Here is a 24,558-nt window from a genome sequence, read left to right as displayed (position 1 = left end):
AGATAGAACGTTAAACCGTCGGCGGGGGCGGTGCGCTGCTACGACCAGGTCCAGTCCTGTATCTCCGGCAGGTCCTCGAAATGCTCACGCACATACTCGCGGTGGCGCGCGAGTTGCTCACGGCAGTACGCCGTGAGGTCGTCGCTGCGCTCGGGTACCCGCCGCGCTCGACGCAACGCTTCGAGCACCAGGTGGTAGCGGCTCATCTTGTTCAGCACGACCATGTCGAACGGCGTGGTGGTGGTGCCCTGCTCGGAGAACCCGCGGACATGGAACCGGCCGGCGTCGGGCCGGCCGTGCAGCAGCTGGTGCACGGCTCGTGGGTAGCCGTGGAACGCGAACACCACGTCGCCGTCGCCAGTGAACAGGTCGGCGAAGTCGTCGTCGGTCATGCCGTGCGGGTGGTCGGTCTGCGGGAGCAACGCCATCAGGTCCATCACGTTGACGACCCGGACACGCAGGTAGGGCACCCACTCCCGCAACAACTGGGCTGCGGCGAGGATCTCCTGGGTCGGCACGTCACCGGCGCCGACGAGCACGATGTCCGGATCGTCGGCCGAGTCCCCCTCCGTACCGGCCCATTCCCAGATCGATGCCCCGGCCGCCGCCTGTTCACCCGCTTCGTCCAGCGAGAGGTACTGCAGGTGCGGCTGTTTGTCGACGACGATCAGGTTCACGTGGTCGCGGCTACGGAAGCAGTGCTCAGCGATGGACAGCAACGAATTGGAATCCGCCGGCAACCAGATCCGCACCACGTCGGACGCCAGCGGCATCACCGCATCGATCAGCCCCGGTCCCTGATGGGAGAAGCCGTTGTGGTCGTTGCGCCAGCAGGTGGAGGTCAGCAGGATGTTCAGCGACGCCACCGGTGCACGCCAGTCCAGTGGTCCGGCATGCTGCAGCCACTTCGTGTGCTGGACGACCATCGACGCGCTGATCATCGCGAACGCCTCGTAACTCGCGAAGAGGCCGTGACGCCCGGTCAGCAGGTAGCCCTCCAGCCAGCCCTGGCAGAGATGTTCGCTGAGTACCTCCATGACGCGGCCGGACGCCGAGAGGTTGTCGTCGAACTCCGTCGTCGGCAGCTGCCAGCAGCGGTCCGTGGTGTCGAACACGGCGTCCAGTTTGTTGCTGGCCGTCTCGTCGGGGCTGAACAGCCGGAAAGTACCGCCGTAGTCCGGGCTGGAATTCTCGGAGTAGATGTCGCGCATGTAGTCACCGAGCACCGTGGTGGTGGGATGCACTGTCGCGCCGGGCTTGTCGACGTCGACGGCGTACCGGGACAGCGGTGGAAGATGCAGGGGCGCGAGCAGTCGGCCGCCGTTGGCGTAGGGGGTGGCACCGAGCCGTCGATCACCCTCCGGCGCCAGTCTGGTGACGTCGTCGATGATCGCACCGGCGTCGTCGAACAGCTCCTCGGGACGGTAGGATCGCAGCCACGTCTCCAGCTGCCACAGATGCTCGGCATTGTCGCGCACCCCCGAGAGCGGAACCTGGTGCGCCCGATGGGTGCCCTCGATACGTTGACCGTCGACCTCGTGCGGGCCGGTCCATCCCTTGGGTGTGCGCAACACGATGGCGGGCCAGCGTGTCCCGGCAGTGGACTCGCCACCGCGGGCGGCTGTCTGGATCTCGCGAATCGTGCTGTGCGAGTGGTCGAGTGCCGCTTTCAGGTCCGCGAACACCTCGCGTGGATCGTCGCCTTCGACGAACACCGGCTCCCAGCCCTGTCCACCGAGGTAGTCCGTGATGTCGTCGTCGGAGCTCCGTCCGAATACGGTGGGACCTGCGATCTTGGCTTCGTTGAGATGCAGTATCGGTAGCACGGCACCGTCGCGGACGGCATTGAGGAAGGCCGGGAGCTTCCATGACCCGGCGAGCGGCCCGGTTTCGGCCTCCCCGTCCCCGATGACGCAGGCGACCACCAGGTCGGGATGGTCGAACGCGGCGCCCGCGGCGTGCGCCAGGGCGTAGCCGAGTTCGCCGCCCTCGTGGATGCTGCCCGGTGTCTGCACGCTGACGTGACTGGGAATGCCTCCCGGGGTGGAGAACTGGCGGCAGAGGCGACGCACACCGCGGGCATCTCGAGTCACGTGCGGGTAGATCTCGGTGTAGGTGCCTTCCAGGTAGACGTTGGCGACCAGAGCCGGACCGCCGTGCCCCGGGCCGGTGATGTAGAGCCAGTCCGAGTCGGTTTCGCGGATCACCCGGTTGAGCACGGTGTAGATCGCGGACAGTCCCGGACCTGTTCCCCAATGTCCGAGCAGGCGGGGTTTGATGTGGTCCGGGGTCAGTGGTTCACGCAGTAAGACGTTGTCCTGCAGATAGATCTGAGCTGCGGTGAGATAGTTGGCGGCGTCCCACCAGCGCAGATCCTCGGACACCTCGGCGTCGGTGTAGGTGGTGTCGGCGGTTCGGGCTCCGGTCATGGCGTTCCCTTCGGTGGCGTTGCGGGCGTCGTCGTCTGATCGACGCGGGCATCGGGTGTCACCCCGATAGTCGGTACTCCTGCCTCGGTCGTCCCGTGGTGCCGTACTGCAACGACATGGCGAGCCGTCCCGTCGACACGAGGTGTGCGAGGTGCCGACGCGCGGTGGCGGGTGACACCCCGACCGCCGACGACACCTGATCGGCGAACAGCGGCCCCTCGGATTCGGAGAACAGCTCCAGGATGCGCTGCTCGGTGTGCGAGCCGGTCTCCGCCCGATCCGATCCCCGCCCACCGAATCGCAACGCCGACAACGCCGAATCGACGGCATGCTGGTCGACGACGTCGGCGGCGAGCACACGCCGGTACTGCGCATATCCGGCGAGCCTGCGGGCGAGTTCGGTGTCGTCGAACGGTTTGATCATGTAGGCCAGCGCACCGGCACGCATCGCGGCCCGCACGGCACCGGCGTCGGTTTCGGCGCCGACGATGAAAGTGTCACACGGCAGTTCACCGACCAGATCGATGCCGGATCCGTCCGGCAGGTACACGTCGAGCAGGACGAGGTCGATGTCGCTGCCGTGATTGGCCAGCGCCGAACGAGCCGCCGCGATGCTGCCGGCCCGGTCGAGGACTCGAAAGCCCCGCACGGCGTCGACGATGCCGGCGTGCAGTGCGGCGACCCGGAAGTCGTCGTCGACGATCAGGACACCCAACTCGTCGGTCCCCGACTCGACGATCACGGTGCCTCACCTTCCGATACATCCATCACCCCGGGCAGGCGTGCCACCAGCACCGCGCCCGCGTCGTCGCCTCCCGGGTCGGCGACCCAGATGTCCCCACCGATGCGTCGGGCGAGTTGTCGCGACAGCGCCAGACCCATACCCCGTCCGCCGGGCACGGTGGGATCGGACTTGGTGGTGACGCCCTCATCGAAGATCTGGTCCGGATCGTCGAACGCGATTCCCGGTCCCGAGTCGGCGACGCTGATCAGCAGGTCGTCACCGTCGGTGATCACTTCGACCTCGACGGACGCGGGTCGATCGGGACCGGCGTGGTCGGTCCGGTCGGCGGCGACGGGGGCACATGCGTCGATGGCATTGTCGACGAGGTTACCCACAACGGTGGTCGCCATAACCGGGTCGCGCAGGCTGCCCTGCACCCAGGTCTGGTCCCCGAGTGTCAGTGTTGTGGCGCGTTCGCGCGCGTGTGCGGCCTTGGCGTCGAGGAACGACTGCAGATGCGGCTCACCGATGTTGTCGAGCCCGTCGAGCAGCGCACCCTTCGGCCCGCCGCCGCCCAGTTCGTCCAGGTACTCGAGGGCTTCGCCGGTGTGGCCGCGCCGCAGCAGACCTGCGAGAACGTGCATGCGGTTGGCGGTCTCGTGGCGGTGTGCGCGCAGCGCGGTACTCATCGCCCGGATCGAGTCGACCTCACGGGTCAGGCGCTCCACGTCGGTGCGGTCGACCACCGAGAGCACCATGCCGAGGTCGCGGCCGTCGGCTTCGACGGTGTGCGAGCTGACCAATACCACCCGCTCTCCGATGCCCGCGGCGATCGGATCGGCGGTCGGCCGGGCGAGGACACCGCGGATACGCGGGCTGAGATCGAGGTCGTCGACGCGGGCGCCGATCGGGTCGGAGAGGTCGAGGAGGCGGCGGGCGGTGTCGTTGGCGACCCGCACGACACCGTCGCTGTCGACCGCGAGCACACCGTCGGCGATCGAGTGCAGCACCGCGCCCTGCTCACGCACCAGTTCGGTGAGCTCGTCGGGTTCCAGACCAAGCGTCAGCCGCCGCCAGCGGCGGGCAAGCAGCACCGAGCCGAGCGCACCGACCCCCAGTGCGGCTGCCGCGATGATGCCCGTCGCGACGACGTCGCGGCGTGTCTCGGTGGCCAGACGTTCGGTGGATACCCCGACGCTGACGAATCCGACGACCTGCCCGTCGTCGACCACCGGGACCTTGGCCCGCACCGATTCCCCCAGCGTGCCGCGGTCGGTGGTGACCTCCTCCGCGCCGGCCAACGCGGCGGACGGATCGGTCGACACCGGGTCGCCTAGCTGGTCGTCTTCGGGATGCGCCAGGCGGAGTCCGGCCGTGTCGCCGATGACCACGAACAAGGCGCCGGTGCGGTCGCGGACCGCGTTCGCCTCGGCCTGGAGTGGCCCGGCCACGAGCTCGGCCGGATCGAGGCCACTGCCCTGCCGGGCCGCCACCTCGTCGACGACCGTCGCGTCCGCGGCCACGGATTGTGCGATGGCGAGCGCACGCTGCGCGTATTCGTCGCGGACGCGGTCGTCGGCGCCGGAGATCACCAGCCCGAATCCGACGGCGAGGCTGACCGCGATGACCGCGAGTTGCAGGAGGAGTACCTGCGTTCGCAAGCGCATACGGTCAGCCTATTCGCCGGTGCGGTGCGTCAGATCAGAACGGGATCGCGCCGATCAGACAGCCGACACCCAGCATCACCAGCGAGACGGCGGCCGCCCGCCACAGCACCTTCTTGTGGTGATCGGCCAGTCCGACCCCGGCCAGCGCGACGAGCAGCAGGATCGCCGGGACCAGCGGGCTCTGCATGTGGAACGGCTGTCCGGTGATGGATGCCCGGGCCATCTCGGCGGGATCGATGCCGTAGCGGGTCGCGGTCTCCGACAGCACCGGCAGCACACCGAAGTAGAAGGCGTCGTTGCTCATCAGGAAGGTCAGCGGGATCGACAGGACTCCGATGACCACGGCCATGTGCGGGCCCATCCAGTCGGGGATGCCGGAGGCCAGCCATTGGGCGATGGCGTCGACCATGCCGGTGCCGCTGAACACGCCGGTCAGGACCGCCGCCGCGAGCACCATCGCCACCACGGAGACGATGCTCGACGAGTGCCGGGTGATGGCCTCCTGCTGATCCTTGAGGTGCGGGAAGTTGACGGCCAACGCGATTCCGGCGGCGATCATGAACAGCACCGGGATGGAGACGATGTCGAGGCCGAGGACGGCCAGCAGGCCGATGGTCAGGCCGGCGTTCACCCAGAACAGTTTGGGCCGCAGTGTTTTCCGATTCGGGTCGAGGATGCCGGTGAATGCGGAGGTGGCCGGGTCGTCGTCGTTGGCGTCGCCGGCGGCCGGGAGGTCGCGCGTGGACGGACCGGAGTTATCGGGCCCGTCGGCGGAACCGCCTGTGGCCGAGGAGCTCCCGCCGAAGCGGCGGCTGCGGGGCGGGACGTCGGTGCCCGATCCGCCGGCCGCCACCAACACCTCGTCGCGGGGCATCAGCAACGATTCCTTGATCTCGATCTGTCCGATGCGGCGACGTTCCAGCACACCGAGGTGGAAGGCGAACAGCAGGACCACCACCAGGCCCGCGGCGAGCGCCGGAACCATCGGCAGGAAGACCGAGTTGGTGTCGAGGCCGAGTGCGCTGGCCGCGCGGGCGGTGGGGCCGCCCCACGGCAGGATGTTCATGGTGCCGTTGGCGAGGCCGGCGACGACGGTCAGGACAACCGGGCTCACACCGAGTTTCAGGTACAGCGGCAGCATCGCGGCGGTGGTGACGATGAACGTCGTCGAGCCGTCGCCGTCGAGGGAGATCAGCATCGCGAGCACTGCGGTACCGACGACCAGCCGGGCCGGGTCCTTGCCCACCGCGCGCACGATGACCCGGATGATCGGGTCGAAGAGGCCGACGTCGATCATGATCCCGAAGAAGATGATCGCGAAGAACAGCATCGCCGCGGTCGGGGCGAGGTCTTCGACGCCGTCGATGATCATGTCGCTGATGTCGAGACCGGCGCCCGCGAACAGACCGAACGCCACCGGCACTAGGATGAGGGCGACCACCGGTGTCGCCCGTTTCGTGATGATCAGGAACATGAAGGTGGCCACCATTCCGAGGCCGAGTGCTACCAACATTGCCGTGCTCTTTCTGCGTGGGGGACGGCCCGGGGTGCGCCGCAGTCGGGGCGTATCGGCCGTTACAGAGGCAGTCTTCGGGTAACCGGCGTCACAGTCACTGTTGTGCTCATAAGTCGCCTTTTGCGCGTTTTGCGCAGGGGGTGTCCCCCACGTGATCTCGATACGGCTCCTCGCTGCCGCTCGTCACCTACTCGATCACCGAAAAGGGAAAGCCCGCACCCATAACCGCTGATCGAGTAGCGGGCGAGCGCCAGCGAGAACGCGTATCGAGATCCCCTACACCGCACCAGATCTCGATACGGCTCCTCGCTGCCGCTCGTCACCTACTCGATCACCGAAAGAGGAAGCCCGGACCCATTTCCGCGTATCGAGATCCCCTGCACCGTGCGAGATCTCGATCAGCGGTTGGGGCGGGTCAGTCCGGCAGCATCGGCGCGTCGTCTCCATGGTGGCGGCCGACGAGGACCGCCCTGGTCACCGCGTCGCGACCGAAACGGTTGCGCAGTGCGTCCATCGCGATGTCGAGGTCGGCGGCGTGGTCGGATTCGAACGGCAGGCTCAGCTGCACGCTGTCGCGGTCGTCGAGGTTGGTGAGCGACAACCCGATGAGCGTGCACCCCTGGTCCCGGATCAGCGGCATCGCGTCGTCGAGCAGACCGCGGGCCACGGCCATGACGATGTCGGTGCGGTCGGTCGGTTCGAGGAACGACCGCGACCGGGTGGCACGGCTGAAGTCGTCGAACCTCAGCCGCAGAACCACGGTCCGGCACACGCGTTCGGCGCCACGCAAACGCTTGCCGAGACGTTCGACGATCGCGACCAGCGTCGCCTCGATGTCGGCCTCGTTCTTCGGACGACGGCCCAGGGCACGCTGCGATCCGATCGATCGACGCCGACGTCCGGTCTCCACCCGCCGCGGGTCACGGGCCATCGACAGCGCGTACAGATGGCGGCCGGAACCGCCGCCGAGCAGGCCGCACAGGGAGTGTTCACCGAACGACGCGAGGTCCCCGACCGTGCGGATGCCCGCGTCGGCGAGCTTGGCCTCCGTGACGGCGCCGACTCCCCACAGCCGCCGCACCGGCAACGGATGCAGGAAGTCGATCTCGGTACCGGGCGCCACTTCCAGCAGCCCGTCGGGCTTGGCGACCGCACTGGCGACCTTGGCGAGGAACTTGGTGCGGGCGATGCCGACCGTGATGGGCAACCCCACCTCGGTGGCGACCCGCTGCCGCAGGCGTGCGCCTATCTGGACCGGCGACCCACTGATCCGGCCGAGCCCGCCGACGTCCATGAATGCCTCGTCGACGGAGATGCCCTCGACGACGGGCGTGATGTCGTCGAAGATCTCGAACACCGCCCGGCTGGCCTCCATGTAGGCGTCGAAACGGGGCCGCACCTCGATGGCATCGGGGCACAACGCCCGAGCTTCCCGGCCGGGCATCGGAGTGCGCACGCCGCGCGCCTTCGCTTCGTAGCTGGCCGCGAGCACCACTCCGCCGCCGACGATGACCGGCCGACCGCGCAGCCGGGGATCGTCGCGCTGCTCCACCGACGCATAGAAGGAGTCCAGGTCGGCATGCAGGATCGTCGCCTCCGACCTCTCCTTACGCTCGATGCGCATAGAACATATGTTCGCATGGACCTCCGACAAGTACGGTCGAAGGCATGGGTGAGCACACAGATTTTGACGGCGCGGCCGAGTGGGACGAGCGCTACAGCAGTTCCGATCGTCTGTGGACCGCGGACGTCAACCCGGCGTTGATCGCAGAGATCTCCGACGTCGCGCCCGGCACCGCCCTCGACGTCGGCTCCGGCGAAGGCGCCGACGCCCGCTGGCTCGCCGACCGCGGATGGCAGGTGCTCGCGATCGACATCTCGCAGGTGGCCATCGACCGCGCCCGTGAGATGGACCCGCGCGAGTCGACCACCTGGCTACAGGCCGACCTCACCACCGACGCGATCCCGGGCCGCGACTTCGGGCTGGTGTCGTTGCAGTACTTCCCGGTGCCTCGGTCCGACGAGGCCACGATGCGCCGCATCCTCGACGCGGTCGGGCCGGGCGGACGGCTGCTCGTCGTGTCCCATGAGGCCGAGGGCATCCGGGCACATGGTCGCAACCCGGACGACTACTTCCAGCCCGCCGACGTCGCGGCGCTGCTCGGCGGCGGCTGGACGGTGCTCACCGACGAGACCCGCGAACGCGGTGTGGCCGCGGGCGGCGGCGCCCACACACACGACGTGGTGCTGCACGCCCAGCGCGACGCCTGAGCGCTATACCCCGTACCGCTTGTCCAGCAGGCGAATACGGCCGCCGACTACGGCCCGGTCCGGATCGCCGGACGGCAGCCGGTGTTCGAGCCGGCGCCACGCGACCAGGTCGTCTCGGCCATGCGCCGACGACGTCCACTTGCGCAGCGCCGCGACGTCACCGTCGGCGATGATGCGCGACCGGAGATCCTCCCGGATCTCCTCGAACAACTCCACCACCCCCGGCGCCGACGACTCGGCCAGCAACCCGCCGCGCCCCAGAACGTCGACAGCAGCCGTCAACTCGGACCCCGCCCCCACCTGCTTCCGCAGTTCGGACACATCGGAAGACATCTGCACGGTCAGCCGATACGGACGAGACGCAACCACGTCGGTACCCAGGTCCCTTCGCAGCCGGGAGATCTCGGCTCGCACGGTGACCGGGTCGATCCCGTCTTCGGCGAGCAGCAGGGCCAGTTGTTCGGTGTTGAGACCCTCGGGATAGGCCTCCAGGAGCAGCAGGATCTCGGCGTGACGTCGCGAGAGACCACGAGCCGAGTCGCCCGCCCGACGCCAGGTGTACGACGAGCCACCCAGCACGGACAGCTGCGCGTCCACGGACCTGGAGAACGTCAACGGATCACTCAGATCAACTGCACGAGAACGCAATTCCCGCTCCACTGCGGCCACCACCGACCGGACCGCGGCCAGCGCGAACGGAGCGGCGACCTCACGCCCACCGGTCACATCGACCACGCCGATGACGTGGCCGGTCGTCGGATCGTGCACCGGGGCCGCGGCACAACTCCACTGCTGCACCGGTCCGGCGAAATGCTCCGGCCCCACCACCTGCACGCCGCGGTCGACGGCGAGCGCCAGCCCCGGAGCGTTCGTCCCGACGACGTCCTCGCTCCACATCGAGCCCTCGACGAAGTTGATGTCGGCGGCCTTGTCGCGCGCCGCGGTGGCCCCCTCCACCCAGAGCAGCCGACCCACCTGATCGGTGAGCGCGACCACCACACCGGTGTCCGCGATGTCGTCGAGCATGAGCGACTGCACCAGCGGGCGGACGGCGGTGATGGGATGCGCGGCGCGGTACTCGGCGAACTCGGTCGCGGTCATCGACACGGCGTCGGGCACCGCGACACCGGGGTCGACGCCTCGTTCGAGCGACCGTGCCCAGGAGTCCCGCACCAGCGACCGGACGGAATCCCCCGGCGGGGTGACGCCGGACAGGAAATCCTCATAGGCCTGCCGAACACGCGAGGACGACGACACGATATCGCTCATCGGTCCTCCGTCGTGTGACTCATGTGCCCGGTACGTGTGCGTGCCGCGCCTGGTGTGATCGGAGCAACACGACCCCCGTCCAGCAACCCTAGCGCGCCGCTTCTACCGCTACGCGAATCGCGCCGCGAACTGGCCAGGGGTCATCCCGGTGACCGTCCGGAAGTCGCGCACCAGATGTGCCTCGTCGGCGTAGCCCAGTTCGGCGGCGATCAGCGCGAGCGTGGTGTCGGCCGACCGCAGACGCCCGGCGGCCTCCTGCAGCCGCCGCCGCTGGATCAGCCACTTCGGGGTGAGGCCGAGACGCCGGTGGGTGAGGCGCTGCAGGGTTCGTTCGGTGACGTGGAATCGATCGCAGATCTGCGTCACCGACGTCACCGACGGGTCGCTCTCGACGAACTCGACGATGCCGTTGACCAGCCTTCCGTCGTCATCGACGGGCAGGTATCCGCGCATCCACGTCTCCACCAGGTCGGTCGCCGCGCGCTGATTCGACTCGTCGAGCGGATCGGCCGACATGACCGCCCGGATGTGCTCGGTGAGTACGGCACCCGCGGTACCCGCCACCTCCGGCAAGGTCCCGAAACGGTCGGTCCAGTCGGCGACCGGGCCGCCGGTGATCAGACCGCCTGCCGCCGGCGCGAGCATGGTGCCGATCGCCCAGCCCCGCCCCGTCAAGATCGTCTCCGACAGCCCGGTGACCACACCGTAGAACCGCGCATAGTCGGCGGTCACCACCACGAGACACACCGGGTACTGCAGCACCCGCTGGGGAGCCTCGGCACCCGCCGGAACCGACCACACCGGCACCCAGAACCGCCGGATCAGGTCGGTCAGGTCGGGGGTCGGCGCCCACCGGCCGATGGCGAACGACGTGTCGGCCGGATCGACGAGGTGGGCCCGTTCCACGTCGTCGAGCCGGTCGCCTGCTTGCCCGGTTGATCTGTCGGATTTCATCAATCCCCGCTCCGGTCGGTCTCGCTACGTTTCCATCATGACCACTTCATCTGACACCGCACCCGCTATGAACACCGACGTGAACGATCGGTACCGCTCGTTGGCCGGCGGCTTCGGCACCGTCCTCGACGCAGCACCGGCCGACCGCTGGTCGGCGCCATCCCCGTGTGACGGCTGGACCGCACGCGACGTCGTCGCCCACGTCATCGACACCCAGCGCGAATTCTTCACGACACACGGGGTAGACCTCGGTCCCCGACCCGGTCTCGACGACCCGGCCGCCGCGTGGCGGACACACGCCGACGTCGTCACCGACCGACTCGCCGATCCCGCGGTCGTCGCCACGCCCTTCGACGGCCACTTCGGACCCACCACCGTCGGCGAGACCCTCATGCGGTTCTACGGCTTCGACATGGTGGCGCACCGGTGGGATGTGGCGACCGCCGTCGGCAACGACGTCCGGTTCACCGACGACGAACTGTCGCTGATGGAGACCGCCGCCGACGGATTCGGCCCGGCGCTCTACGGAGAAGGCGTGTGCAAGTCCGGCGTCGAGGTCCCCGCCGATGCGGACCGGCAGACGCGACTGCTGGCCAAGCTCGGCCGGTCGGCGTGACCGGCAGCTGGTCGTGAATCCCTAGGGAATCCACCCGTTGCGCCGCGGATAGCGGGCCCGCAACAGGCTGTACAGGGAGGTGCTCACCAGCAGCACCGCACCGGTGATCAGTGCCGGCCACAGGAAGTCGTTGTCCATCGAGTCACGGACGGAGACGACCGCCCAACCGATCGCGAGCAGCACGAGGGCGATCGTCGCCAACATGCGGACCACGAGGACGAGGGTGGTCAGCACCGCCCACACCACTTCGCGTCCCCGGTCGGCCATGGCGACAGGGTAACGGCTGCGGAGTGCTCGACGCCGTGCCGACAGTGGCGGACAATGGCGGAATGAAAACGATCCTGAACGTGATCTGGCTGTTGCTGTGTGGGTTGTGGATGGCGATCGGCTACGTGGTGGCCGGGATCATCTGCTGCATTCTGATCATCACCATCCCGTTCGGGATCGCCTCGTTCCGGATGGCGAACTACGCGCTGTGGCCGTTCGGCCGCACCGTTGTCCGCAAGCCGACGGCGGGCGCGATGTCCCTGATCGGCAACGTCATCTGGCTGATCGTCGCCGGGATCTGGCTCGCCATCGGACACATCGTCACCGGACTTGCGATGTGCATCACCATCATCGGCATCCCGCTCGGAATCGCCAGCTTCAAGATGGTGCCGGTGTCGTTGCTCCCGCTCGGCGCGAAGATCGTGTCCACCGATCAGGACATCGTGTCCGGCGGTGCGCCGGTCCAGCGCGCCACCTATTGACGACACCATGAACAGACCGGTCGGTTCTGCGTCACATCACAGCCGCGCCGACCCATCCGAACGGGGTGCGGTACCGAACACCGGTCATGAGCCACACTTCGCCCCGTTCGATCGCGGTGATCGGCAGCGGTGTCGCCGGACTGACCGCCGCGCACCTGCTCTCCGCCGAGAACACGGTGACCCTGTTCGAGGCCGACGACCGTCTCGGCGGCCACGCCCACACCCACGACGTGACGATGCCCGACGGGCAGGTGATCGGCGTGGACACCGGCTTCATCGTCCACAACGACCGCACCTATCCCACGCTGCTGCGCATCTTCGACGAACTGGATGTCGCGACCCAGGACACCGACATGTCGATGTCGGTGCGTTCGGAGGTCAACGGACTGGAGTACGCAGGCGCGCTCGGAGTCGGCGGACTGTTCCCCACCGCCCGCAATCTCACCCGCGGCCGCTACCTCTGGATGCTGCGCGAGGTGACCCGCTTCCACCGCAGCGCCCGCCGACTGCTCGACACCCCCGACTCCGACGAACCGTTGTCGGAGTTCGTCGCCCGGGAACGTTTCTCCCGGTATTTCGTCGACAACTTCCTCCTGCCGCTGGTGGCCGCCGTGTGGTCCTGTGACGCCGACCGCGCCGCCGACTATCCGGCGCGATACCTCTTCACCTTCCTCGAGCACCACGGGATGCTGTCGGTGTTCGGTTCGCCGACCTGGCGGACGGTGGTGGGCGGTTCGGCCCGCTACGTGGAGAAGATCGCCGACCGCGTGGTCGGCTCCGGCGGATCGATCCGCCGCGCCTCCCCGGTGCGGGCCGTCACCCCCGGCGACGCAGGCGTGCAGATCACGACCGGCACTGCGGGCAGCGAAACCTTCGACGCGGCCGTCATCGCGACCCACCCGCACCAGGCGCTCACCATGCTCACCGATCCCACCCCCGCACAATCGCGCGCACTGTCAGACATTTCGTACTCGGCGAAACACGCGGTGCTACACACCGACACCTCCCTGCTGCCGCGCGCACGGCGCGCCCGGGCATCGTGGAACTACCAGATCCGTACCGACGGTTCCGATGTCGCCGTCACCTACGACCTCACCCGGCTGATGCGACTGTCCACCGAGCACCCTCGGATGCTCGTGACCATGGGCCGCACCGACCTGGTCGACCCGAGTTCCATCATCGACGAGATGACCTACGAGCATCCCGTATACACCACTGAATCCGTTGCGGCACAGGCACTACTACCGGACGCCAACACCGACCGGATCGTCTTCGCCGGCGCCTACCACGGTTGGGGATTCCACGAGGACGGCGCACTCGCCGGGGCTCGGGCCGCGCAGCACCTGGGTGTCGCGTGGCCGGCCACCGAACCGGCCGTCCCACACGAGGTGGCGGTATGACCGGCACACCGTCCACCACTCTTCGGCGCATGACCACGCCGACCGGCCGCGACGACGTCGCCGTCCCGGCAGTGGTGCACACCCGCATCCGGCATGTCCGCACCTCGCCCGTCCGGCACGCCTTCACCCACCGCAGCGCATCCTGGCTGATCGACGTCGACCACCCGGCGCGGGTGCCGCTGCCACTGCGACCGTTCGCGAGGTTCCGTGCGGCCGACCACTTTCCACAGGCGGTACACCCTCATGACACGCTGCGCAGTCGGCTCGACGACCAGCTCGCGGCCGCCGGGGTCGACGCACCATCCGGCCGCGTCGTCGCACTCCTGTCGCCGCGTGTCGCGGGCCATGTGTTCAACCCGCTCAGCGTGTTCTGGTGCCACGACTCGGGCGGGTCGCTGTCCTGCGTGGTCGCCGAGGTGCACAACACCTACGGCGAACGCCACTGCTACGTGGTGATCCCGGATGCCCGCGGTGATGCGGTGGTGCCCAAGGAGTTCTACGTGTCGCCGTTCAACGAGGTGGACGGCACCTACCGTCTCCACGTGCCGCCACCTTCGGCCGACGGCGCGGTGGCCGTGTCGGTCACTCTCGAACGTGACGGCCAGGACCCGTTCACCGCATCGGTCTCCGGCCGCGCTCGACCGGCCACCACGGCTGCGATCATCCGCACCCAGCTCGCCGCTCCCCTCGCCCCGCTGGTCGTGTCCGCGCGCATTCGGATGCACGGAATCCGGTTGTGGTTCAAGCGACTTCCGGTCGTCACCCGACCCGAGCACCGTAATTCCCTCACCATCGCCGGATGCTCGGCATCCGCCACAGACTCCCGGAAGGACGACGATGAACGTTCCGCTTCGTGACATCTCCGGCCATCCCGCCGACGACCACGACGACACCACCCCGGTCCTGACACCCGCGGAGGCCGAGCGCTGGCCTGACGTCGCGCAGCCGCCACGCGGCCGGTCCGCCGCCATCCGCAGTGCTGCAGCGGCCCGCCTGTTCCGTCACGCCCTCCGCGGTGTCGATGTCCGGGTCGAGTTCCCGGACGGAAAGGTGGTCGGCCATCATGGCGACCGTGTGCTGCCACGCATGATCGTCCGGCACCCGGAAGATTTCGCGCGCCGGATCGGCGCAGGCGGCCTCATCGGGTTCGGTGAGTCCTACATGGCCGGCGACTGGACCACGGACGACCTGGTCGGCGTACTGACCCCGTTCGCCACCCGGGTCGCCCGACTGGTGCCCCGCCCGCTGCAGGCACTACGCCATGTTGCTCTGCCGAAACACCCGTCGTCGGAGGACAACTCGACGTCGAATACGCGACGCAACATCGCTCGGCACTACGACCTGTCGAATGACCTGTTCGCGGTGTTCCTCGACGAGACGATGACCTACTCGAGCGCGCTCTTCGCCGACCTCCAGCCCGGCACGCGGGCGCCCTGGTCGGATCTGGCGGACGCGCAGCGCCGCAAGGTCGACCGCCTGCTCGATGCCGCAGGCGTCGGTCCTGGCACGCGACTACTCGAGATCGGTACCGGCTGGGGCGAGTTGTGCCTGCGCGCCGCGGCACGCGGTGCGACGGTCCGGTCGGTCACCCTGTCGTCGGAGCAGCAGACGCTGGCCCGTGAGCGGGTGGCGCAGGCTGGTTTCGCCGACCGGGTGCAGATCGATCTGTGCGACTACCGCCAGGTCGAGGGAACCTACGACGCGGTCGTGTCGGTGGAGATGATCGAGGCCGTCGGCGAGAAGTACTGGCCGGTGTACTTCCAGACCATCGATCGCGTGCTGGCACCCGGCGGGCGGGTCGCCATCCAGGCGATCACGATGCCCCATGACCGGATGGTCGCCTCGCGCAGCACCTACACCTGGGTGCACAAGTACATCTTCCCCGGCGGCCAGCTGACGTCCTTGAAGGCGCTCGATGCGGTGACCCGCCGCCGGACATCGCTGCGGATGACCGAACGGCGGGCGATGGGTGCGCACTACGCCGAGACGCTGCGGTTGTGGCGCGAACGGTTCACCGCACGCCGCGACGACGTCGCCGCGCTGGGATTCGACAACACCTTCCGCCGGATGTGGGAGTTCTACCTCGCCTACTCCGAGGCGGGTTTCCGGGCTGGGTATCTGGACGTCCACCAGTTGGTCTTCACCCGCGACGACCTCGAGGACGGTGACCGGCGATGATGTCCGGCACGTCTGCGTGGGCGGCGTTCGCGGTCATCGCGGTTTCCTCCCTGCTGTTCCTCGTCGTACTGCACGGCGTGACGATGGCGATCGGGCATCGCATCGGCCGCTACAACGTGGTCGACGTGGCGTGGGGACTCGGGTTCGTCGGGATCGCCTGGCTCGCACTGATCCTGGGTCCCGGTGATGCCACTCGCCGGTGGCTGTTCGCCGTCATCGTCACCGTGTGGGGATTGCGGTTGAGCTGGCATATGTACCAGAAGTCGGCAGGCAAGGGCGAGGACCCCCGCTACACGGAGTTGCTGGAACGGTCCGGCGGGTCCGATCTGGTCACCGTGGCACGCAAGATCTTTGGTACCCAGGGCATCTCGCAGTGGTTCGTGTCGCTGCCGATTCAGGTGTCGGCGGTGTCCGACGCCACCACCGGTCTCTGGTGGATCGTTCTGGTCGCCGGGATCGCGCTGTGGGTGCTGGGATTCGCCTTCGAAGCGATCGGGGACGCCCAGTTGCGTCGGTTCAAGGCGGACCCCGCCAACAAGGGGAAGATCATGGACCGCGGCTTGTGGTCGTGGACGAGGCATCCGAACTACTTCGGTGACTCCAGCATCTGGTGGGGCATCTGGCTCATCGCGGCCAGCAGCTGGCCCGGGGTGCTGACCGTGTTGTCGCCCGTCGCGATGACGTACTTCCTCGTCTACGCCACCGGCGCCCGCCTGCTCGAGGAGTCCATGAGCAAGCGGCCCGGTTACCCCGAGTATCAGCAACGCACCTCCTACTTCCTGCCGCTGCCCCCGCGGTCGAAGAAGGCGTCGACGCCATGATGCTGCTCGCGCCGGGACGCGTGCGCGAGCCCAAGTCGTTGAGGGCCGGGCGCCCGCCGGTTAGGCTGATCGACGATGACGACCGAGTGCTCGCGGTGACCGCAGATCCCGCATCCGAGGTGGCCGCGCTGCCGGCTCTGCTCGATCGGATCGCGACCGGCGACTCCGAGGCCTTTGCACGCTTCTACGACCTGACCAGCGACCGTGTCTACGGGATGGTGCTGCGGGTCTTGCGTGATCCCGGCTTCAGCGAAGAGACCACGCAGGAGGTGTTCCTGCAGGTCTGGCGCTCGGCGCAGGCGTTCGATCCGAAGGCCGGCAGTGCGCTGTCGTGGCTGATCACGCTGGCCCATCGCCGCGCGGTGGACCGGGTCCGCTCAGAATCGGCCGCATCCCGCCGCGACGTCACCTACGGACTCGAGAGCATGCGGTCGACATTCGACGAGGTGACCGAGGCGGTGGAATCTCGCGAGGTCACCCGTGAGGTCGTCGGCTGCCTCGACACGCTCAGCGAGGTGCAACGTCAGTCGGTGGACCTCGCCTACTATCACGGCCTGTCCTACCGGGAGGTCGCCGAACGTCTCACGGTGGCGTTGCCGACCGTGAAGTCGCGTATCCGTGACGGATTGAAGCGGCTACGTCAGTGTCTGGGGGATCGTCATGTCTGACGACGAACTCCTCGATCTCGCGCCGGCCGTCGGACTCGACGCCGTGCACGGCACCGAGCTCGACGAGGTGACCCAGCGGCTCGACTCCGCCTCCCTCGAGGTTCGGGACGCTTTCCACCGCGAGGTGACGGCAACCCGCGAGGCGATGGCGAATGTCAGCCATGTGACCGCGATGGCACCGCCGCAGACGCTGCGTGACCGCGTACTCGCCGCGGCGCGCGCCGAGGCCGCAGCACCCACCGACGAGACACCGGTCCCTCCCGCACCCGAGTCACCTGCCGAGTCGCCGTCGGCGACTGTGATCCCACTCCAGCGTCGGCGTCGCATCCTCTACGCGGCGGCCGCCGCCGTCGTCGCGGTGGCGATCGGTGCGATCGGCTGGGTCATCGGAGTCGCGTCCAGCTCCGACGACGCCCCGACCCCGACCGCCGAGCAGGTGTTCGCCGCCGGCGACGTGCGCTCGACGTCCGGCGATGTGGCAACCGGACGTGCGACGGTGACGTACTCGCCGTCCGCCGACGCCGGGGTTCTCGTCATGAACGACGTCCCACCGCCGCAGCCCGGAACCGTGTATCAGATGTGGCTCGTGGGGCCGACCGGCGAGACGTCGGCCGGCACCATGACCGACGAGGACGTCGCCCCGTCGACCACCGCCGTCATCGAGGGGCTCGGGGATGCGACCGCCCTCGCGTTCACAGTGGAGCCCCCCGGCGGATCCACCGCACCCACCGGCCCGTTCGTCGCCGAACTCCCATTCAGCTGACAACCCGGTCCCTCCGAGCCGGCTCCCCTACCGCTGATCGAGTAGCCCGAGCCGCTAGGCGAGGGCGTATCGAGATCCCCGGTCCCTGAGGAGCTCGCGAGGAACGAGCGAGCGTCACGAAGGGCCCTCTACGGCAACAACCCTCGAATCGTCTCGATCGAATCCGCCTCGCCAGCCGTCTTGTCGGGCCGGTATCGCACCACCCGTGCGAACCGCAGCGCCACCCCGCCGGGATAGCGGGAACTGCGTTGTACCCCATCGAGTTCGATCTCCACCACGATCCTGGGGTGCAGGTACACCGTGTACGAGTCACGGTGGCTCTCGTGTCGGGGGAACTCGTCGGTCTGCCACTGCAGCAACTTGTCGGTGAGGCCTTTGAACGTCTTGCCCACCATGATCGGCGGTCCGCCGTCGGGGTCACGGGCGCCGAGGTGCAGGTTGGACAGGAAACCGGTGCGGCGACCCGAGCCCCACTCCGCGCCGAGCACCACAAGGTCGAAGGTGTGCACGGGTTTGACCTTCTGCCACGCCTTTCCGCGACGGCCGGCCGCATACGGTCCGTCGAGCGACTTGACCATGACGCCTTCGTGACCGGCGGCGAGCGCCGCGTCGAGGTGCTGTTCGGCTTGTTCGACGGTCGGGTTGACGACCGACGGTATCCGCAATTCTGGCGCCAACGACGTCAACGCATTCAACCGCTCGCGCAATGGCCGGTCGATGAGGTCGACGCCGTCGAGATGCAGGCAGTCGAAGAAGAAGGGACGCAGCAGACCCGACGGATCGTCGTCGAGCTCACCCGCGGATCCGAAGCGACTCATGGTGTCCTGAAACGGACGCGGCCGCCCGTCAGCGTCGAGGGTGAGGGTCTCGCCGTCGAGGATGACGGTCCGACAGGGTAATTCGCGGACCACCGCGACGAGGTCGGGTACCGCTGAGGTGATGTCGCGGAGACTGCGCGTGTAGACCGATACGTCATCGTCGCGGCGATGCACCTGCACCCGCGCGCCGTCGAGTTTGAAGTCCACCACCAGATCCGGCCCCAATGTCGTCACCGCGTCAGCGAGCGACTCGGCCGGTGTCGCCAACATCGGAGCCACGGCCCGGCCCACTCGGAGTCCGACGTCGGCGAGCGCATCGGCACCGCCATGGACCGCGAGTGAGGCCGTCTCCGGTAGCGACCCGGTGAGCATGTGCGCGCGACGGACGAGGTCGAGGGGCTGCCCGGAGGCCGAGGCGATGGCGTCGACCATCACCCCGGCCAATGCGCCTTGCCGCAGTTCACCCGTCATCAGCCGACGCAGGAAACCCTGCTCGGATTCGGTGGCGGCACCGAACAGATCACCGAGCAGTTGCTGCCGTAGCGTCACCGAACCCGGACCATGCGCACCGGCGAGTCCCGTGAAGGCCTCGTCGACGGCGTCGACGGTCAACGAGGCCTCGCCGGCCGGCGTCGGCGCCAGGGCGGACAGGGACCGCCATCCGATACCGAGACGTCCCTGCGGGATCACACCGCTGAGCCACGCGACCACCGTCGGGATCTCCTCGGCCGCAGCGGCATCGAGCAGCGACCGGAGTTCGGCGGTCTTCGCCTTACGCGACCGGGTGGCGGCGACGGCCGTCGATGTGTCGACGACGCGGGACAGTTCCATCTCCCCCGACGTTACCCGCGACTGTCACGAAACGGGTTCGGCCACCCGATCTTCCGTCCGAGTCGACTGTGCCGACCGAGCCTTGCCGATCACCGAATCGAGCGCGAACTTCCCGGAGCCGATGAACACCAGCAGAAGCAGCGACCAGCAGAACAGGGCAGCAGCGTCGCCGTCGTTCTGTATGGGCGTCAGTCCATCCGGCTGATGCTTCCAGAAGTACGCCACCGCCATCGACCCCGACCCGATGAAGGCCGCGATCCTGGTCTGGAGTCCGATCATGATCATCAAGCCGCCGATGAACTGGATCGCGCCGGCCCACCAGGATGGCCACGCCGCGAAGTCGGCGGTGGCCCCGCTGTACGGGGCCACCGGCCAGGCGAACAGAGTCGACGTGCCATGGCAGAAGAACAGAAAGCCCACGACGATCCGGAAGGCACCGATGGCATACGGCGATTTACTTTCGAGGAAGGTAAGCATTACCTAACTCAATCAGCTGACCCACTTCGCGTCCATACTCACCCGCATGTTGTGATCCATGCCATAGGTCAACTGCCCCGCTTGATCCACTCCTCCAGATGAGGCGATTCGGTACCCACCGTGGTGCCGTCCCCGTGGCCGGTGTACACCTTCGTCTCCGGATCGAGCGAGAAGATCTTCTCCTGGATCGACGCGATGATCGTCGGGAAACTCGAGTATGAACGGCCCGTCGCACCCGGCCCACCCTGGAACAGGGTGTCACCGGAGAACAGGACTTTCGCCTCCGGGGCGTGGATCACCGACGACCCGGGCGAGTGACCGGGTGTGTTGATGATGGTGAGTGCGGTTCCCGCGACGTCGATCTGCTGACCGTCCTCGAGATCGGCGTGCGCGACGTCGGGATGGGTGTCGTTCCACAGCATGTCGTCACCGGGGTGCAGGAGGATCGGTGCACCCGTGGCCTCCGACAGCTCCGGTGCGACGGTGACGTGGTCGTTGTGCCCGTGGGTGAGCACGATCGCCTTCACCGTGCGGTCACCGACCGCATCGAGGATGGGCTTCGCCGAGTGGGCGGCATCGATGATGACGACCTCGGAATCGTCGCCGACGATCCAGATGTTGTTGTCGACGTCCCACGTTCCGCCGTCGAGGGAGAATTGTCCGGACGTGACGACGTTGTCGATGTTCAGCGCCATGATTACAGCTCCACCACCGAACGCAGCACCTTGCCGGCCTCCATCGCAGAGAACGCCGCCTCGACATCGGTGATGCCGACCCGTTCGGTGACGAACTTGTCCAGCGGGAGTCGGCCCTGTTCGAACAGATCGATGAGCATCGGGAAGTCACGTTCCGGCAGGCAGTCGCCGTACCACGACGATTTGAGCGCCCCGCCGCGCGAGAAGAAGTCCAGCAGCGGCATCTCCAACCGCATCTCCGGCGTCGGCACACCGACGAGGACCACCACTCCGGCGAGGTCGCGGGCGTAGAAGGCCTGCTCGTAGGTCTCCGGCCGGCCCACCGCGTCGACGACGACATCGGCGCCGTTGCCGTCGGTCAGGTCCTGCACCGCGGTGACGACGTCGTCGACCTCGGCCCCGTTGATGGTGTGGGTGGCGCCGAGATCCTTGGCCCACTCCAGTTTTGCCGGGTCACGGTCGATCGCGATGATCGTCGTCGCGCCCGCGAGCTTGGCACCCGCGATCGCCGCATCGCCGACACCGCCGCAACCGATCACCGCCACCGAGTCACCGCGCCCGACGTCGCCGGTGTTCATCGCGGCACCGATGCCGGCCATCACGCCGCAGCCCAGCAGACCCGCGACCGCGGGATCGGTCTCGGGATTGACCTTGGTGCACTGCAATTCGTGGATGAGCGTCTTCTCCGCGAACGCGCCGATGCCCAGCGCCGGGGTCAGCTCGGTGCCGTCATCGAGGGTCATCGGGACACTCGCGTTGAACGTGTCGAAGCAGTACCACGGCCGCCCCCGCTTACAGGCACGACACTGGCCGCACACCGCGCGCCAGTTCAGCACCACGAAGTCGCCGACCTCGACATGGGTGACGTCGGAGCCCACCGACTCGACCGTCCCGGCGGCCTCGTGGCCCAGCAGGAACGGATACTCGTCGTTGATGCCGCCCTGTTTGTAGGCGAGGTCGGTGTGGCACACGCCGCAGGCCTTGATCGACACCACCACATCCCGGGGCCCGGGATCGGGAATCACCACGTCGACCAATTCGGTCGGCGCGCCCTTGCTCCGTGAGATGACTCCCTTGACTGTCTGCGACATATCGGTTTTCTCGATCCTCTCGGTGATTGCTGGTGGATCTGACGACGTTGCGCAGCTGACACCGTGCGGACGTCGACAGTCCGATACCCGTCTCAGTCTTGTGCCGTCCGACAACACATGCATCCATCCGAATGGATGGTTCTACCTAGCCGAAGGTACAGGTCGGTCGGTTCACTCTGCGGCGATCCCCGCGCGGGCGGCCAACAGGCCCGCCTCGCCACGGTTGGACACCTGCAGCTTCTGCAAAATCGCCGTCACATGGAACTTGACGGTGCTCTCGCTGACACCGAGTTCGGTCGCGATCGACTTGTTCCGCCGACCGAGCGCCAGATGCCCCAGCACTTCGAGTTCCCGGGGATTGAGCGTGGACAGAACGTCCTCGGCCGGGCGTTCCGACGACACCTCGAGCGGAATCCGCGCCGACACGCGACACCCCCATCCCGGAACTGTTTCCACGTCGAGCTCACCACCAAGTGTCCGGAGTCGCCCGGTGAGCTGCCGGACGAGTGCATCGCCGTCGAGTTCGCCCGGCCCCTGGTCGCGTACGTCGACGACGAGGTCGTTCGTGACGCACTCCCAGGCGACGCGCATCCGCGAGACGCCGCGGGGCGATCCGAACGCGACCACGGCCGCACGCACAATCGCCCGAGCCGCATGCGCGATCTCGCCGGGCAGGGTGCGGCCACGTCCCGCGGGTCCCACGTACTCGACATCGGCGTGCAGCTGTTCGACGACGGGAGTCAATTCGGCCTGCAGCCGCTCGAACGCGACGCCGAGTTCTTCGGTGGCCAGTCGGCGATCCGCGTCGCCGACAGTGCGCAGCGCGATGAGTGCCGCCGACGCGGTCTCCGCCGCCCGGGCACGCGCTGTCCGATCGTCGAGGTCGCGGGCTCGCAGCGCACCGAGAATCGAGGTGAGCGAGTCCTCGTGACTCTGGGTGAGCTGGGCGATCGTGCGGGCACGCTCGCTGGACGCCGCGCGGGATTCGGCGAGGTAGTCCGGGCTGGCCTGCGCGACCTGCTGGCGGATCGATGTCGCGACGATGGCGAACCATGCCCGGAGCAGCTCACCCGCCGCCGGCGCCGGCGCGGTCGGCACGCTTCGGACCGGCTTCGCGATGATCACCAGGAGGGTGTCGGTCGCGTCGCGCACCGTGTGGATGGGCCGCACCTCGCCACCGACGACCGCCGAGGTGCTGAGGACGTCGCCGGACGAGACCTCTTCCTTGATCGCGTCGAGTTCGTCGATGGTGACGCGGTCGACGATCGCGGGGTCCCCGGCCACTTTGCGCGGCCTTCCGGTGCATTCGCGGGTGAAGACGATCAGCGCCTGGTGGGGCCAATCCGCAGCGAGGAAACGGGAGAAACGCTGCGCGATCTCCGGTAGCGGTCCGTCGATCACCGCACGCAGCTGCTGCCACCGTGCAGCATCGCCGGTCCCGGCGGCGACACCGCTCCCGGCTGTCCCCGGCACGGTCGGATGATCGATCACAGCCCAAGCCTATCGATCGCCGCGGAACCGACCGGCTCACCTGCGGACGGCAGGCCACACGGATCAGCTCAGGGCATGGACCAGCTGCGCCTTGTTCATCGTCGAGTAACCCTTGATGCCTTTCGCCTTGGCCTCGGACCGTAGCTGCACCACCGTCTTCGATGCGGTGACGCTGGTGCCGGCCGCCTTCTGGGGAGTCGACTTCTGGGGCGCCTTCTTCGCGGGCGACTTCTTCGCCGGTGCAGTTTTCCGCGCAGTCGATGTCGATGAGCTCGCCGCACGCGTCGACGATGTTGTGGCGGAAGTCGATCCGCCCGCAGCGCTCGATGGTTTCTCGTCTGGTACCCGCTTCGCGTCGCGCTGCTTGATCAGCTCCACGACCCTGTCCTGCAGTGCGGCAGCGTTCTTCTCGACCTTTTTGAGCTTCTTCTTCGCGCTGGTCTCGGTCTTGTCGAGTTCAGCCTTCAGGCGGTCGACCTCTTTCTCGAGGCGCTTGATCGTCTTCTTCTTGCCCATCTCACTCTCCTCTGCGTCGTTGCCGGTCCTTAAGCAAACCCTAACGGGGAAGTTGCACTTTAGGGCTGGTCTCCGCCGCGGGTCGGCATAGGGTCAAGTGAAAGTGGGTACCCGCCGTTCGCGACATCGAAACAGTTCGCCACATCGAAACAGGAGGTACACCGATGCCAGAACGTGATCCCGGCCCGTCGGTCAAGGACGACGAGCTCTACGAAAAGCTCCGCGACGAAGGCAATTCGAAGGAGAAGTCGGCCCGCATCGCGAACGCCGCGGCAAACGAGTCGCGCTCCGAAGTCGGTTCCAAGGGCGGGAGTTCACCGTCGTACGAGGACTGGACCGTCGACGAATTACAGGACCGCGCAAAGGAGCTCGACATCACCGGATACTCGGACATGAACAAGGACGAGCTGATCGAGAAATTGCGCAACCACTGATCAGCGGTGACCACCCCGCTCCGTGGGCAACCCCCGGCCCCTGAGGAGCGAGGCGCTAGTGTCCTGTCAGGTAGATTCGTCGTTTAATTGTTGTTCTCGTTGATCGCGGCGCAGTAGCCGGCGAGGCGTTGCAGGATTTCGTCTGCGGTTTTGTGCCAGATGAAGGGCGTGGGGTTGGTG

The 24,558-nt window shown here is 67.7% G+C and carries 24 protein-coding genes; 10 read left to right on the top strand and 14 right to left on the bottom strand.

Translation table 11 applies throughout. The annotated features are described in order from the left end of the window. Nucleotides 1–38: 38 nt before the first annotated feature. The 5 genes from V1Y59_RS22860 to dinB all read right to left on the bottom strand — a co-directional run bounded on the left by V1Y59_RS22860 (nucleotide 39) and on the right by dinB (nucleotide 7,960). Nucleotides 39–2,429, bottom strand: a complete 2,391-nt coding sequence (locus V1Y59_RS22860) for a phosphoketolase family protein (protein ID WP_330507331.1) — start codon at nucleotides 2,427–2,429, stop codon at nucleotides 39–41. A 58-nt stretch (nucleotides 2,430–2,487) separates the two neighbouring features. Continuing rightward, nucleotides 2,488–3,171 (bottom strand): response regulator, encoded by a 684-nt coding sequence (locus V1Y59_RS22855; RefSeq protein ID WP_330507330.1) that lies wholly within the window; start codon nucleotides 3,169–3,171, stop codon nucleotides 2,488–2,490. Then, nucleotides 3,168–4,820, bottom strand: coding sequence for a sensor histidine kinase (locus V1Y59_RS22850; protein WP_330507329.1), 1,653 nt, complete (start codon nucleotides 4,818–4,820; stop codon nucleotides 3,168–3,170). The genes V1Y59_RS22855 and V1Y59_RS22850 overlap by 4 nt, the downstream gene beginning before the upstream one ends. A 34-nt stretch (nucleotides 4,821–4,854) precedes the next feature. Further along, on the bottom strand, nucleotides 4,855–6,333 hold the full coding sequence (locus V1Y59_RS22845; protein ID WP_330507328.1) for a CitMHS family transporter: 1,479 nt from the start codon (nucleotides 6,331–6,333) through the stop codon (nucleotides 4,855–4,857). 418 nt (nucleotides 6,334–6,751) lie between these two features. After that, a complete protein-coding gene (gene dinB, locus V1Y59_RS22840) occupies nucleotides 6,752–7,960 on the bottom strand; it encodes a DNA polymerase IV (RefSeq protein WP_330507327.1) in 1,209 nt (402 codons plus the stop codon). A 44-nt stretch (nucleotides 7,961–8,004) separates the two neighbouring features. On the opposite strand from dinB, the gene V1Y59_RS22835 reads away from it, so the two are divergent. Beyond that, complete coding sequence (locus tag V1Y59_RS22835) at nucleotides 8,005–8,607, top strand: class I SAM-dependent methyltransferase (RefSeq protein WP_330507326.1); 603 nt, start codon at nucleotides 8,005–8,007, stop codon at nucleotides 8,605–8,607. A 3-nt stretch (nucleotides 8,608–8,610) separates the two neighbouring features. Here V1Y59_RS22835 and V1Y59_RS22830 read toward each other — a convergent pair whose 3' ends face one another. Both V1Y59_RS22830 and V1Y59_RS22825 read right to left on the bottom strand, forming a co-directional pair. Beyond that, entirely contained in the window at nucleotides 8,611–9,876 is a 1,266-nt protein-coding gene (locus V1Y59_RS22830; protein WP_330507325.1) for a GAF domain-containing protein, read from the bottom strand. A 108-nt stretch (nucleotides 9,877–9,984) separates the two neighbouring features. Continuing rightward, a complete protein-coding gene (locus V1Y59_RS22825) occupies nucleotides 9,985–10,830 on the bottom strand; it encodes a helix-turn-helix domain-containing protein (protein WP_330507324.1) in 846 nt (281 codons plus the stop codon). A gap of 37 nt (nucleotides 10,831–10,867) precedes the next feature. On the opposite strand from V1Y59_RS22825, the gene V1Y59_RS22820 reads away from it, so the two are divergent. Further along, entirely contained in the window at nucleotides 10,868–11,446 is a 579-nt protein-coding gene (locus V1Y59_RS22820; RefSeq protein WP_330507323.1) for a TIGR03086 family metal-binding protein, read from the top strand. A gap of 21 nt (nucleotides 11,447–11,467) precedes the next feature. On the opposite strand, the gene V1Y59_RS22815 is transcribed toward V1Y59_RS22820, so the two are convergent. Further along, entirely contained in the window at nucleotides 11,468–11,713 is a 246-nt protein-coding gene (locus V1Y59_RS22815) for a hypothetical protein (RefSeq protein ID WP_330507322.1), read from the bottom strand. 62 nt (nucleotides 11,714–11,775) lie between these two features. Here V1Y59_RS22815 and V1Y59_RS22810 point away from each other — a divergent pair, with 62 nt between their 5' ends. The 7 genes from V1Y59_RS22810 (at nucleotide 11,776) to V1Y59_RS22780 (ending at nucleotide 18,025) form a co-directional block, all read left to right on the top strand. Beyond that, nucleotides 11,776–12,195 carry a YccF domain-containing protein gene (locus V1Y59_RS22810; protein WP_330433400.1) on the top strand — a complete coding sequence of 140 codons (420 nt, stop codon included), beginning with the start codon at nucleotides 11,776–11,778 and terminating at the stop codon, nucleotides 12,193–12,195. Nucleotides 12,196–12,281: 86 nt separating this feature from the next. Next, nucleotides 12,282–13,595: an NAD(P)/FAD-dependent oxidoreductase gene (locus V1Y59_RS22805; protein WP_330507321.1), complete on the top strand. Its 1,314-nt coding sequence runs from the start codon at nucleotides 12,282–12,284 to the stop codon at nucleotides 13,593–13,595. 29 nt (nucleotides 13,596–13,624) lie between these two features. After that, complete coding sequence (locus tag V1Y59_RS22800) at nucleotides 13,625–14,452, top strand: DUF1365 domain-containing protein (RefSeq protein ID WP_330507320.1); 828 nt, start codon at nucleotides 13,625–13,627, stop codon at nucleotides 14,450–14,452. Beyond that, entirely contained in the window at nucleotides 14,433–15,773 is a 1,341-nt protein-coding gene (locus V1Y59_RS22795) for a class I SAM-dependent methyltransferase (protein ID WP_330507319.1), read from the top strand. Before V1Y59_RS22800 ends, V1Y59_RS22795 begins: the two co-directional genes overlap by 20 nt. Further along, nucleotides 15,773–16,594, top strand: coding sequence for a DUF1295 domain-containing protein (locus V1Y59_RS22790; protein WP_330507350.1), 822 nt, complete (start codon nucleotides 15,773–15,775; stop codon nucleotides 16,592–16,594). The genes V1Y59_RS22795 and V1Y59_RS22790 overlap by 1 nt, the downstream gene beginning before the upstream one ends. Then, nucleotides 16,591–17,262 (top strand): ECF RNA polymerase sigma factor SigK, encoded by a 672-nt coding sequence (gene sigK, locus V1Y59_RS22785; RefSeq protein WP_431309279.1) that lies wholly within the window; start codon nucleotides 16,591–16,593, stop codon nucleotides 17,260–17,262. The genes V1Y59_RS22790 and sigK overlap by 4 nt, the downstream gene beginning before the upstream one ends. Next, a complete protein-coding gene (locus V1Y59_RS22780; RefSeq protein ID WP_330507318.1) occupies nucleotides 17,255–18,025 on the top strand; it encodes an anti-sigma factor in 771 nt (256 codons plus the stop codon). Before sigK ends, V1Y59_RS22780 begins: the two co-directional genes overlap by 8 nt. A 128-nt stretch (nucleotides 18,026–18,153) precedes the next feature. On the opposite strand, the gene V1Y59_RS22775 is transcribed toward V1Y59_RS22780, so the two are convergent. From V1Y59_RS22775 to V1Y59_RS22750, 6 genes are all read right to left on the bottom strand, one after another. Further along, entirely contained in the window at nucleotides 18,154–19,674 is a 1,521-nt protein-coding gene (locus V1Y59_RS22775) for an ATP-dependent DNA ligase (RefSeq protein ID WP_330507317.1), read from the bottom strand. A 24-nt stretch (nucleotides 19,675–19,698) separates the two neighbouring features. Further along, complete coding sequence (locus tag V1Y59_RS22770; protein ID WP_330507316.1) at nucleotides 19,699–20,151, bottom strand: DoxX family protein; 453 nt, start codon at nucleotides 20,149–20,151, stop codon at nucleotides 19,699–19,701. 68 nt (nucleotides 20,152–20,219) lie between these two features. Next, on the bottom strand, nucleotides 20,220–20,846 hold the full coding sequence (locus V1Y59_RS22765; RefSeq protein WP_431309278.1) for an MBL fold metallo-hydrolase: 627 nt from the start codon (nucleotides 20,844–20,846) through the stop codon (nucleotides 20,220–20,222). A gap of 2 nt (nucleotides 20,847–20,848) precedes the next feature. Continuing rightward, entirely contained in the window at nucleotides 20,849–21,937 is a 1,089-nt protein-coding gene (locus V1Y59_RS22760; RefSeq protein ID WP_330507315.1) for an S-(hydroxymethyl)mycothiol dehydrogenase, read from the bottom strand. Nucleotides 21,938–22,108: 171 nt separating this feature from the next. After that, nucleotides 22,109–23,347 carry a helix-turn-helix transcriptional regulator gene (locus V1Y59_RS22755; protein WP_330507347.1) on the bottom strand — a complete coding sequence of 413 codons (1,239 nt, stop codon included), beginning with the start codon at nucleotides 23,345–23,347 and terminating at the stop codon, nucleotides 22,109–22,111. Nucleotides 23,348–23,491: 144 nt separating this feature from the next. Next, entirely contained in the window at nucleotides 23,492–23,944 is a 453-nt protein-coding gene (locus V1Y59_RS22750) for a Rho termination factor N-terminal domain-containing protein (protein WP_330507314.1), read from the bottom strand. Between the two features lie 164 nt (nucleotides 23,945–24,108). Here V1Y59_RS22750 and V1Y59_RS22745 point away from each other — a divergent pair, with 164 nt between their 5' ends. Then, the gene (locus V1Y59_RS22745; protein WP_330507313.1) at nucleotides 24,109–24,378 is read left to right on the top strand and encodes a DUF7218 family protein; all 270 of its coding nucleotides are present in this window, start codon (nucleotides 24,109–24,111) and stop codon (nucleotides 24,376–24,378) included. Nucleotides 24,379–24,558 lie beyond the last annotated feature (180 nt).

The sequence above is a fragment of the Gordonia prachuapensis genome, assembly GCF_036350515.1.
In the GTDB taxonomy this organism is placed as follows: domain Bacteria; phylum Actinomycetota; class Actinomycetes; order Mycobacteriales; family Mycobacteriaceae; genus Gordonia; species Gordonia prachuapensis.
This window is presented reverse-complemented; position numbering and strand designations above follow the sequence as displayed.

What these genes read in the sequence shown, in the direction of transcription:
- sigK (WP_431309279.1), top strand. Translation starts at nt 16,591, where the DNA reads ATGATGCTGCTCGCGCCGGGACGCGTGCGCGAGCCCAAGTCGTTGAGG.
- V1Y59_RS22750 (WP_330507314.1), bottom strand. Translation starts at nt 23,944, where the DNA reads ATGGGCAAGAAGAAGACGATCAAGCGCCTCGAGAAAGAGGTCGACCGC.
- V1Y59_RS22800 (WP_330507320.1), top strand. Translation starts at nt 13,625, where the DNA reads ATGACCACGCCGACCGGCCGCGACGACGTCGCCGTCCCGGCAGTGGTG.
- V1Y59_RS22745 (WP_330507313.1), top strand. Translation starts at nt 24,109, where the DNA reads ATGCCAGAACGTGATCCCGGCCCGTCGGTCAAGGACGACGAGCTCTAC.
- V1Y59_RS22805 (WP_330507321.1), top strand. Translation starts at nt 12,282, where the DNA reads ATGAGCCACACTTCGCCCCGTTCGATCGCGGTGATCGGCAGCGGTGTC.
- V1Y59_RS22815 (WP_330507322.1), bottom strand. Translation starts at nt 11,713, where the DNA reads ATGGCCGACCGGGGACGCGAAGTGGTGTGGGCGGTGCTGACCACCCTC.
- V1Y59_RS22830 (WP_330507325.1), bottom strand. Translation starts at nt 9,876, where the DNA reads ATGAGCGATATCGTGTCGTCGTCCTCGCGTGTTCGGCAGGCCTATGAG.
- V1Y59_RS22770 (WP_330507316.1), bottom strand. Translation starts at nt 20,151, where the DNA reads ATGCTTACCTTCCTCGAAAGTAAATCGCCGTATGCCATCGGTGCCTTC.
- V1Y59_RS22810 (WP_330433400.1), top strand. Translation starts at nt 11,776, where the DNA reads ATGAAAACGATCCTGAACGTGATCTGGCTGTTGCTGTGTGGGTTGTGG.
- V1Y59_RS22790 (WP_330507350.1), top strand. Translation starts at nt 15,773, where the DNA reads ATGTCCGGCACGTCTGCGTGGGCGGCGTTCGCGGTCATCGCGGTTTCC.
- V1Y59_RS22845 (WP_330507328.1), bottom strand. Translation starts at nt 6,333, where the DNA reads ATGTTGGTAGCACTCGGCCTCGGAATGGTGGCCACCTTCATGTTCCTG.
- V1Y59_RS22860 (WP_330507331.1), bottom strand. Translation starts at nt 2,429, where the DNA reads ATGACCGGAGCCCGAACCGCCGACACCACCTACACCGACGCCGAGGTG.
- V1Y59_RS22765 (WP_431309278.1), bottom strand. Translation starts at nt 20,846, where the DNA reads ATGGCGCTGAACATCGACAACGTCGTCACGTCCGGACAATTCTCCCTC.
- dinB (WP_330507327.1), bottom strand. Translation starts at nt 7,960, where the DNA reads ATGCGCATCGAGCGTAAGGAGAGGTCGGAGGCGACGATCCTGCATGCC.
- V1Y59_RS22850 (WP_330507329.1), bottom strand. Translation starts at nt 4,820, where the DNA reads ATGCGCTTGCGAACGCAGGTACTCCTCCTGCAACTCGCGGTCATCGCG.
- V1Y59_RS22795 (WP_330507319.1), top strand. Translation starts at nt 14,433, where the DNA reads ATGAACGTTCCGCTTCGTGACATCTCCGGCCATCCCGCCGACGACCAC.
- V1Y59_RS22835 (WP_330507326.1), top strand. Translation starts at nt 8,005, where the DNA reads ATGGGTGAGCACACAGATTTTGACGGCGCGGCCGAGTGGGACGAGCGC.
- V1Y59_RS22775 (WP_330507317.1), bottom strand. Translation starts at nt 19,674, where the DNA reads ATGGAACTGTCCCGCGTCGTCGACACATCGACGGCCGTCGCCGCCACC.
- V1Y59_RS22825 (WP_330507324.1), bottom strand. Translation starts at nt 10,830, where the DNA reads ATGAAATCCGACAGATCAACCGGGCAAGCAGGCGACCGGCTCGACGAC.
- V1Y59_RS22760 (WP_330507315.1), bottom strand. Translation starts at nt 21,937, where the DNA reads ATGTCGCAGACAGTCAAGGGAGTCATCTCACGGAGCAAGGGCGCGCCG.
- V1Y59_RS22780 (WP_330507318.1), top strand. Translation starts at nt 17,255, where the DNA reads ATGTCTGACGACGAACTCCTCGATCTCGCGCCGGCCGTCGGACTCGAC.
- V1Y59_RS22820 (WP_330507323.1), top strand. Translation starts at nt 10,868, where the DNA reads ATGACCACTTCATCTGACACCGCACCCGCTATGAACACCGACGTGAAC.